This window comes from Anaerobacillus sp. 1_MG-2023 (genome assembly GCF_030547345.1).
In the GTDB taxonomy this organism is placed as follows: Bacteria; Bacillota; Bacilli; order Bacillales; family Guptibacillaceae; genus Guptibacillus; species Guptibacillus hwajinpoensis_B.
Genome location: NZ_JAUORD010000010.1, coordinates 177,957 through 187,470, shown reverse-complemented (window position 1 = coordinate 187,470; position 9,514 = coordinate 177,957). Strand labels below are relative to the sequence as shown.

Annotated in this window: 10 protein-coding genes and 2 other annotated features; all 10 genes read left to right on the top strand. The window is 34.7% G+C overall.

The features are described from left to right. Positions 1-780: 780 nt before the first annotated feature. The 10 genes from Q4550_RS16720 to merF all read left to right on the top strand — a co-directional run bounded on the left by Q4550_RS16720 (position 781) and on the right by merF (position 9,510). Positions 781-2,031, top strand: a complete 1,251-nt coding sequence (locus Q4550_RS16720; protein WP_303534703.1) for an aminopeptidase — start codon at positions 781-783, stop codon at positions 2,029-2,031. Between the two features lie 665 nt (positions 2,032-2,696). Then, on the top strand, positions 2,697-2,927 hold the full coding sequence (locus Q4550_RS16715; protein WP_283152820.1) for a PF20097 family protein: 231 nt from the start codon (positions 2,697-2,699) through the stop codon (positions 2,925-2,927). A 104-nt stretch (positions 2,928-3,031) separates the two neighbouring features. Next, positions 3,032-3,589 (top strand): YdcF family protein, encoded by a 558-nt coding sequence (locus tag Q4550_RS16710; RefSeq protein WP_303534702.1) that lies wholly within the window; start codon positions 3,032-3,034, stop codon positions 3,587-3,589. 164 nt (positions 3,590-3,753) lie between these two features. Beyond that, complete coding sequence (locus tag Q4550_RS16705) at positions 3,754-4,053, top strand: hypothetical protein (protein ID WP_283153691.1); 300 nt, start codon at positions 3,754-3,756, stop codon at positions 4,051-4,053. A 64-nt stretch (positions 4,054-4,117) separates the two neighbouring features. Continuing rightward, positions 4,118-4,777: a hypothetical protein gene (locus Q4550_RS16700; protein ID WP_283153692.1), complete on the top strand. Its 660-nt coding sequence runs from the start codon at positions 4,118-4,120 to the stop codon at positions 4,775-4,777. 104 nt (positions 4,778-4,881) lie between these two features. Next, the gene (locus Q4550_RS16695) at positions 4,882-5,340 is read left to right on the top strand and encodes a hypothetical protein (protein WP_303534700.1); all 459 of its coding nucleotides are present in this window, start codon (positions 4,882-4,884) and stop codon (positions 5,338-5,340) included. 139 nt (positions 5,341-5,479) lie between these two features. Beyond that, positions 5,480-5,902: a hypothetical protein gene (locus Q4550_RS16690; protein WP_303534699.1), complete on the top strand. Its 423-nt coding sequence runs from the start codon at positions 5,480-5,482 to the stop codon at positions 5,900-5,902. 111 nt (positions 5,903-6,013) lie between these two features. After that, positions 6,014-6,235 (top strand) — a binding site (T-box leader). A gap of 29 nt (positions 6,236-6,264) precedes the next feature. Further along, positions 6,265-6,488 (top strand) — a binding site (T-box leader). Between the two features lie 48 nt (positions 6,489-6,536). Next, positions 6,537-8,459 (top strand): threonine--tRNA ligase, encoded by a 1,923-nt coding sequence (thrS, locus tag Q4550_RS16685; protein ID WP_303534698.1) that lies wholly within the window; start codon positions 6,537-6,539, stop codon positions 8,457-8,459. A 405-nt stretch (positions 8,460-8,864) separates the two neighbouring features. Then, positions 8,865-9,263 (top strand): mercury resistance transcriptional regulator MerR, encoded by a 399-nt coding sequence (merR, locus tag Q4550_RS16680; protein ID WP_303534697.1) that lies wholly within the window; start codon positions 8,865-8,867, stop codon positions 9,261-9,263. Between the two features lie 16 nt (positions 9,264-9,279). Beyond that, positions 9,280-9,510 (top strand): mercury resistance system transport protein MerF, encoded by a 231-nt coding sequence (gene merF / locus Q4550_RS16675; RefSeq protein ID WP_303534695.1) that lies wholly within the window; start codon positions 9,280-9,282, stop codon positions 9,508-9,510. Positions 9,511-9,514 lie beyond the last annotated feature (4 nt).

Genomic DNA, 9,514 nt, shown 5'->3' with positions numbered 1-9,514 from the left:
CTAAGTGATAAGGAAAATATCAATAAAACTATTAAAGTCGTTATTCAAAAAAGAAGTCTCCTTGTCACTCCTTATGGGGAGGTCGTTTACTAAGTTAAATTTATCAAATTGGTTAATTACGATATGGAAAACAAACTTATCTCAACTTTGAGTCTTCAACAATCTCGGAGCTTTACTCTAAAACGATTATGCTCTATTTTTTGCTAGTAACTGGGCAGTGTAATGAAAGGGTTGAATTCGACATAATTGAGAGTCTTGGAACTAAAACCAAACTTTTACCTATATGGAATCAGAAGGGATTAATATGACCAAAGATAATAGAAGTAAATTGTTAGTTATATTGGCATTTCCGTTTTTTTTCTCTTTTTTTATTTATGATATAAAGGATATCGAGTTTTGGTATTACAATGGTTTCACATTAGTTCTTTTTTTGACTATATTTAATTTAGTTGCAATCAAAGTTTTTTATCCAAGAGCTTCTTTTGTAATAGGTGTAATAATTTGGACAACTCTGTGTGCACTTTTATATAATGACACTTTCGTGGTCATAGGAATATCTTTATTTTCATTACTTACTATATTGACTTTCGTGTTTATGTATCAACGACCTAAAGGATTGAATAACGAAAACTAATATATCATTTTTATTCTAGTTCCGTAAAATCGGAGCAATAGCTGCACATGGGCTATCGCTTGTTGTGCTAACGGTGCAGGTTATTTAGAGTAGATCAGGATTTTGCATTAAAATTATACAAGAAATCACAGGGGAGATATTAATCGATGAAAGGAATATATGAATCTATAAGTGAAGGGCAGTTAAAAAAGTATGCAGAACTTGCTGTGCGAGCTGGTGTAAACCTGCAGAAAAATCAATTATTGATTATTCATAGTGATATACAACATGCTACGTTTGCACGTTTAATCCAAACGGTGGCCTACGAGGCAGGAGCGTCCAATGTATTTATAGACTGGACAGATGAACAGTCTACCACAGAGTTTTTCTTACACGCAGCAGATACTGTCATCGATGACTATCCTGATTGGCAGGCTTCTCGTTTTAAGGAATGGGAGGATGCAGGTGCTGCTTACATCCATATTATTTCTGAAAACTTAGAGGTCTTTAAGGAAGTTTCTACAGAAAAGATAAATCGTTTCCAAAAAGCTTCTCGTACCAAATTGAGGGATCATCATGCGAAAATTAGGTCACACGAGGTGCGCTGGTGTCTTCTAACTGTCCCGAGTGTTGGATGGGCAATGAAAGTATTCCCCAACCTAAGTAAAGAAGAAGCTTTACAATCCTTATGGAATTTAATCTTAAAAGGGTCTCGGGCAAATGGGAAAAGCCCTATAAAAGATTGGGAGAGTCACAATAGATCCTTCGAGTCTCGAAAAAGGATCCTAAACGAGAGCCAATTTGAATCCTTGCATTTTACAAATAGCCTTGGAACTGATTTAGTAGTTGGTCTACCTAAACATCATATCTATATCGGTGGGGGTGTCATAGATAAAGATGAAATACCTTTCTTTCCGAACATTCCTACGGAAGAAATATTTACTGCTCCTCATAAAAATAAGGTGAATGGAAAATTGGTAGGTACTAAACCTCTTATCTATGGAGGAAGTGTGATCGATGAATTTTATCTGATTTTTAAAGATGGACGAATTACCGACTATTATGCGGCAAAAGGCCAAGAGGTGTTACAAAACCTCACCGAAACAGACGAAGGATCACAGTATCTAGGTGAAATTGCCTTGGTCTCTAATAAATCTCCTCTTGCTCAGGCAGATACTCTTTTTTACAATACTTTGTTTGATGAAAATACGTCCTGTCATATCGGAATCGGAAATGCATCTCCTTCCAATATTCAAAACGGCATTGACCAATCTGAGGAAGAGTTGAAGGCAGCTGGTCTGAATACTTCACTTTTGTCAGTCAATGTGACCTTTGGTACCGAAGATATGAAAGTAGAGGGTGTTGAAGAAGATGGAACTGAAGTCCTGCTAATGAAGGAAGGGGATTTCGAATTCTAAAACATCTCCAACTTAAAAACAGTAAAAACTGATTTCTGGGGGATTAACTTAGTGCTAGTTATAGTGAAAACAAACTGGTGCATTAGGTAAAGATCCGTTTCAATATCTCGAAATCAAGTCTTCCGTATTATCGGAGCTTATCTATAACAAGATAAGCTCTTTTTAACTTGAATTAAAGATTGAGTTATTCGGTTTTGTTTGAAATAATTGGTAATATATAGTTGGATTGAGAGGTTTCATATGACTTTGTGTAAAAGGAGTTGGGGTTTAATGGAAGAAATGACTGGCGAAATATTACATTTAATAATAACTTGTGTTTTGTTATACGGATTCTTTAAGATCATTAGATTTATTTATAACAAATATATACCTTACAGTTTTGCAACAGATGCAATCGGAATAATAATATTTGTTATCTTTTGCATTCCTGCCTCACTAGTAATAAGCCATAAATTGTTAAATTCAGCAGGGAAATATTGATCATAAAGAGAGTACTAGAAAGTGTGATGAACTTATATCTTCAGTTATTTCGGAGCTAATACTTTATAAAGTACTCGTCCTTATTACATAATTATCGGGCAAAATAAAAGTTAATTTAAAATTGAAGGTGCAGGCTAACCAGTTATTCCATTAAGAACGCTACGATGAAGGTGGTGTAATTAACAATGGACGATGTTGTAATGTGTCCTGAATGTGGTAACCAATTGAAGCAAGGATATATTTTCTCTCCTCGAAGAATTTGCTGGTCAGACTCACCTGATTCCATCTTTGCGGATTTTGGAAGTGAAATATTAATAGGTGATGCATGGTTAAAAGTCAAAAAAGTTCCAGCGTTAAGGTGTGAAGAGTGTAGTGTAGTTATTTTCAAACATGGTGAAAACAAAGATATAAAATAGCAGTAAAGTAATTTTGAATTGAGTTTATTGTTTCGTTAAATCGGAGCAATTATTGAATAGGATTATTTCCCAACATAAGTTTATTTACGAAAGGGTTTATAACATTGTCTAATCCATATGATTGTATAACTGACTTTATTTTCGTTGAAACTGAAGTATTTGCAGCTGACGTCATATTGGTACCCGGTGCTAATCATCCACAGCTAATGGAAAAGGCTTCATGTCTATATAAGAATGGAATGGCTCCATACATCCTTCCCTCAGGTGGATACAAACCCCATGTAGGTACATCTGAGTGGGAGTATCTAAGAAACATTGGTATTACAAACGGGGTGCCAAACGAAGTAATTCTTAGAGAAGACGAAGCACAGCATACTCTAGAAAATGCACGTTTTTCTTTAGAAGTATTACAGAGTAAAGGCATTAAATATGAAAAGGTTATCATTGTGTGTAAAGCAGGACATTCTCGAAGAGCATTGCTTTGTTATCAGGATGTATTCCCAAAGAACACTAATTTTATGGTTTCTCCAGTAGAAGATCGATTCGGTATTACTAAGGAGAATTGGTTTACCAAGGAAGTTGGTATAAGCCGGATCATGACTGAGGTAGAGAAAATTGGTAAATACTTTGGAGATTTTATTCCGAAATGGGTTGGACGATAACATCTTGATACTGAGTCTTCTAGAATCTCGGAGCTTATCTTTAATAAGATAGGCTCCTTTATTTGTAAGAAAAGATTGAGTTATTTGCATTGGTTTGAAATAATTGGTATTAGAGGTTTGATCAATCTAAAGGAATAACTTACTTATCCGAAAGGATGATCGTATTGGTAAAAACGAAAAGTATAGTTATAGCACTGTTAACATTATTTGTGGTTGGAGGAATTTTTTCTTATTTTATGATTTTAGATCTTTCTTCAATGACTAATAATGATGAAAAAGTTCATATCAAAGCAACCGAAGTGTCATCTCCGGAAGGAAGAAGCAACCTTGAAGAATTAAAGAAATCGATTGAAGCTGAAGGAAATAACCAAATTGAAATGGCTATATATAATTCAACCCTTTCCTTTGGAAGAGAACCAGATCCTGTGATATTGGAAGAAACAAATGAAAATTCCAGTAACTAAAATATTGTTTTTAAAAGAAGCTTATCTTTAAAGACATTGTTGAATACTTTGAAGGGTGTTATTAATGGTATCAAGCATTTTCGTAATACTTATACTATGGTTTTGTTTAGTTATATACAAACTATTTAAGAAGAAACCGAGCAATAATAAAGAAACTTTATTTAATCTTTTTAATAGTATGAAGACGTTAAAATTTTCTCAGAAGCTATTTGTAATTTGCGTTGCATTTTTTGATGTGCTTGTTATTATTTTATCAACTCAGGGCTATTACTTCTTATTTCTGAAATCAACTGGTTTAATTATACCAATAGCCCTCACGTATGTAGCTTCTTGTGTTTTAGCTAATGGACTTAACTTAGAAAAGTTTTGGATCATACTCACAACGGTGTTAGTGCTACCTGTTCTAGGTTTAATGTGTTTTTTCAATATAGTAGAAAACAATTCGTATTCAACTATTGATTCCCCATCAAAAGAAAAAATGATTATTATAGAGCATAGAGAAGCAGCGTTAGGAGAAACAAATCACTTCTATAATTTTTATAGAAGAACTGCCGTTCCGCATGTAGTGAAGAAGTTAAATAGTGAAACTGTAAGGATAGTGACCAGAGGATCAAGTGCTGGAAATTTAGAAGTGTTAGGAATTAATAATGCTAATTGGGTTGATGGACAATCCGTTACTTTTCATTCTCCCTTTGCAGAAACCATAGTGCAATTGAGAAAGTAGATATCCGATTATATTCAACAAACTCGGAGCAATAGTTTAAAAGAGTGTTTGCTTTATGCTCCAAAGTTGCTGTTATTTGAACAGTAAAGAGAAAGGAATTGATAATGATTCGTTCAATATTTTCTATAGTAAGTTTAAGCTGTATATTTTTATTGACCGCCTGTATAGGGGAGGATTACGATTTCACACCTCCAACAATGACAGTTTGGTACCATCATCTAAACGACTATGATTCATATGAGCTTAAAGAGGCATCCGTGAATTGGGAAGGTCCTAATGAGGAATACAAAAAGACTGTTGTTGATTTTCAATCATTAGGAATCGAACAGAATCAAATTGAGGTCAATGCTGGTTCAGAGGGAAACATAGAATTGGGACATTCTGATTTTAAATTAGAAGAGTTTCAAGTATCTCTGTGGCAAAACAGTGAAGAGATTGAATTGCCTGTAAATAAATCTAATGGTTTTCAATTTCCAGATTCAAAAGGTAACTATATCCTAGAAGTGAATCTGTCTTCTGATATGGGAGATGTTCAATATGTGGGTAACATCGATCTAAATTAACACTAATGTAGGATAAATTCTAGAATTTATCCTGATCCCAAGTCTTCTGGTTTATCGGAGCAATTGCTGAATAAAAAGTAAGCGCTCTATCGGTTTTGGGCAAGAGTGTGTACGCTTTTACGTTTAGAGGAGGAAGGAATTGAAATATTTACAAAAGATACTACTAGCAATAATTATATCAGCACCTCTTTCCGTTTTTGTTTTAGTAATTGGAGAATTTACTCTTGACTACGTGCTTGAATTAGAAAGAGAATATACTGATACTTTTGCTACTATAATTTCGTTACCGATTTTATTTGCAATTGTATATATAGTTTACGGTCTACCAACAACTTTAATTGCAGATGGATTTCTTAGATTAAAACCATTATCTAAATACAGATCCCTCATTGAATTCATAATTTATTCTATAGCTGGTCTAGTGTTGTCTTTACTCTTATCAAGCAATTCATTGAGTAAAGAAATATTGGTTATTGTAATGCTTCCAGTTTATTTGTACTTGTATGTTCTTACGCTAATGAGAAAAAAAGATAGAAAAGAACTGAATATCATAAAGACTTAAGTGAAGTATTTATTCAAGAATCTCGGAGCTAATCTAAAAAATCTCCTAAATAATTTTTAGGATTGTATTGACTATATTTAGCAAAAAATATATAGTGAAATAAATTTAAAATAATTTGTGATGAAGAGGACAAGAGATATTATGAACGGTTATCAGAGAGGGAAGAAAAGGTGTGATCTTCCTAACGCAGCTTAATAGCTTACCACCTTGGAGCTGCATGGGCGAATATGAGTAGTTCATGCCGTAGTGCTACGATACAGCAAACCAAAGCCGTTACTTTATCCATGTAACGGGAAGTTGGGTGGAACCACGAGTACAGCACTCGTCCCTTTTTAGGGACGAGTGTTTTTTTTATTGAATAAGTTATAGTGATGAAGAGGACAAGAGCTATTAGGACGGTTATCAGAGAGGGAAGAAAAGGTGCGATCTTCCTAACGCAGCTTAATAGCTTACCACCTTGGAGCTGCATGGACGAAAGATTAGTAGTTCATGACGTAGTGCTACGATACAGCAAACCAAAGCCATTACTTTGAAAAGTAGTGGGAAATTGGGTGGAACCGCGGGTAAAACCATACTCGTCCCTTGTTTAGAGGGACGAGTATGGTTTTTTAATTTTATAAAAGGATGTGTATGTATGAGTCATGAAAAAATGGTGATTTCGTTTCCAGATGGCAGCCAAAAATCTTTTTCAAAAGGAAGTACATTGGGGGATGTTGCCCAATCTATAAGTCCTGGCCTTAAGAAAAAGTCAGTAGTTGGGAGAGTCAATGGATCCTTATATGATTTGCAGAGTCCAATCAACTCTAATGCTGAGATTGAATTATTTCCACTTCATTCTTCAGAGGGATTAGAGGTGATGAGACATACAGCAGCTCATATTATGGCTCAGGCCGTTAAGCGACTTTTCGGAAGAGTGAATCTAGGTGTAGGTCCTGTTGTGGAGGCTGGTTTTTACTATGATATTGATACGGATCAAAGTATTTCTAAAGATGATCTATCTAAAATTGAAAAGGAAATGAGTAACATTGTATCTGAGAACTTGTTTATTAAACGGGAGTTAATATCTAGAGATGAAGCTGAAAGCATTTTTTCGAATGATCATTTAAAGCTGGAGCTATTAAAGAAAATTCCTCGGGAAGAAGATGTCTCCATCTACAAACAAGGAGAATTTATAGATCTATGCAGAGGTCCCCATTTACCGTCAACTAAATTTCTTAAAGCTTTTTCCTTAACAAATATCTCAGGGGCTTATTGGCTGGGGGATAGTGATAACAAGATGTTACAACGAATATATGGTGTAGCTTTTCCATCAAAAAAAGAACTAAATGAATACTTTTATTTTTTGGAAGAAGCCAAAAAGAGAGATCATCGTAAGTTAGGGAACCAGCTTGAATTGTTTATGTTTTCAGATGAAGCTCCAGGGATGCCATTCTATTTAAGTAATGGTCAGGTGATAAGAAATGAGTTGGAAGCATTCCTTAGAAGTTTGCAAGAGTCATTTAATTATAAAGAAGTAAAAACTCCATTAATGATGAATCAGAGGTTATGGGAACAATCGGGGCACTGGAATCATTATAAAGACAATATGTATTTCTCTGAAGTTGACCAGCAGCATTTCGCTCTTAAACCAATGAATTGCCCAGGACATATGCTTATTTTTAAGGACCGTTTGCGCTCCTATAGAGACCTTCCTATTCGTATGGCTGAATTCGGTCAAGTTCACCGTCATGAATTCAGTGGAGCATTAAACGGATTATTGAGAGTTCGTTCCTTCTGCCAAGACGATGCTCATATCTTTGTCACACCTCATCAGATAGAAGACGAAATCACTTTAGCTTTGCAGTTGATTGATAATGTTTATCGAACATTCGGATTCAATTATGAAATTGAGTTATCTACTCGACCTGAAAAGTCTATGGGTGACAAACACTTATGGGATCAAGCTGAAGGCGCACTTAAAAATGTATTAGAAAACCTAGGTTATGATTTTAGAGTGAATGAGGGAGACGGTGCTTTTTACGGGCCTAAGATTGATATCCATATAAAAGATGCCTTGAATAGGAGTCATCAATGTGCAACTGTGCAGCTAGATTTTCAAATGCCGGAAAAATTCGATCTGGAATATATAAATGAACATAATGAAAAAGTTCGTCCAGTGGTTATTCATCGGGCTGTGTTTGGATCCATTGATCGCTTTTTAGGCATACTCATTGAGCATTATGGAGGAGCATTTCCAACTTGGTTAGCACCTATTCAAGTAAAAATACTACCTGTATCAAACGAAGCTCATAAAGAATATTCGGATCAAGTAATGAATCGGTTAAAACAAGAAGGGATTAGAGTGGAAAAGGACAGTAGAGAGGAAAAGTTAGGGTACAAGATTAGGGAAGCTCAAATAAACAAAACACCCTTCATTCTGGTGTTGGGAGACAAGGAAGTTGAAAAAGGATATGTAAACGTTAGGTCCTATGGGAATAAAGCAACTAAAGAAATGGAATTAGGTGAATTTGTTACAGGTATTAAACAGTCCATAGTTAATAAAGATTTACCTGAATAATTAGTATCAAAGTACACTTATAGTAAGTATATCATTTTAAAAAATGGGCATTTCCATCTAGTTCCCGTGCTTTTGTTCTTATCGTTTTTATCTCGAAACTGAGTCTTAAAGAATAGGGGGCTTATCTGTAATAAGATAGGCTCCTTTTAACTGGAATTAAAGATTGAGTTATGCAGTATGATTTGAAATAATTGGTATTAGAAATTTGAGCAGCGATTGTTGAGCAGGAAATTCCAACCTATATTTGTAAATAAACTAGATGGTGGAATGAATTTTTAGATGAATGAAAAGGATATAAATTAACTTTGACAGTATAGTCTAAGATTCATCTATTAAAAAATAGCTTCAACACTTGACCCTGTACTATGGTACGGGGTTTATTCTATATATAGAGGTGATGAAATAATGGGATATCAAATAAGCGAATTAGCTAACCTTTGTGACGTCAATAAAGAAACGATACGCTATTACGAGCGCAAGAAATTAATTCCTGAGCCAGCTCGTAATGAATCTGGATATCGGTTGTACAACGATCTTTCTGTTAAACGAGTGAAATTTATTAAACGAATGCAAGAGCTAGGTTTTTCATTAGACGAAATTCACAAATTACTAGGTGTAGTTGATAAAGATGATGTACGGTGCAAAGATATGTATGAATTCGTAGCAATGAAAGAAAAGGAAATTGAGAAAAAAATAAACGACTTGGCTCGGATTCAATATCTCCTAATTGATCTAAAGGAACGTTGTCCAAGTACAAAAGATCTTCACGAGTGCCCCATTATAGAAACACTCATTGTTGACTGATCCGAGGATGGTTCTTATGAAGAGGAATAAGACTTTTATTACAGGCGTAATAGGAACAATCATTGCCCTTATTTGTTGTACGACTCCAGTTTCAATTATTTTACTAGGCACTGTTGGACTCGGTGCATTAACTGGCTATTTGGATTACGTTTTGATTCCGGCATTGGGTCTATTTATTTTAATAACGTTCTTTTCTTATCGAAAAAGAACTAAAACTTCCAATGAAAAAGAGAATTGTTGTTTGTAGGTTA

Coding starts and splice junctions, on each gene's coding strand:
- merF (WP_303534695.1), top strand. CDS start 9,280: ATGAAGAGGAATAAGACTTTTATTACAGGCGTAATAGGAACAATCATT.
- Q4550_RS16700 (WP_283153692.1), top strand. CDS start 4,118: ATGGTATCAAGCATTTTCGTAATACTTATACTATGGTTTTGTTTAGTT.
- Q4550_RS16715 (WP_283152820.1), top strand. CDS start 2,697: ATGGACGATGTTGTAATGTGTCCTGAATGTGGTAACCAATTGAAGCAA.
- Q4550_RS16720 (WP_303534703.1), top strand. CDS start 781: ATGAAAGGAATATATGAATCTATAAGTGAAGGGCAGTTAAAAAAGTAT.
- Q4550_RS16695 (WP_303534700.1), top strand. CDS start 4,882: ATGATTCGTTCAATATTTTCTATAGTAAGTTTAAGCTGTATATTTTTA.
- thrS (WP_303534698.1), top strand. CDS start 6,537: ATGAGTCATGAAAAAATGGTGATTTCGTTTCCAGATGGCAGCCAAAAA.
- merR (WP_303534697.1), top strand. CDS start 8,865: ATGGGATATCAAATAAGCGAATTAGCTAACCTTTGTGACGTCAATAAA.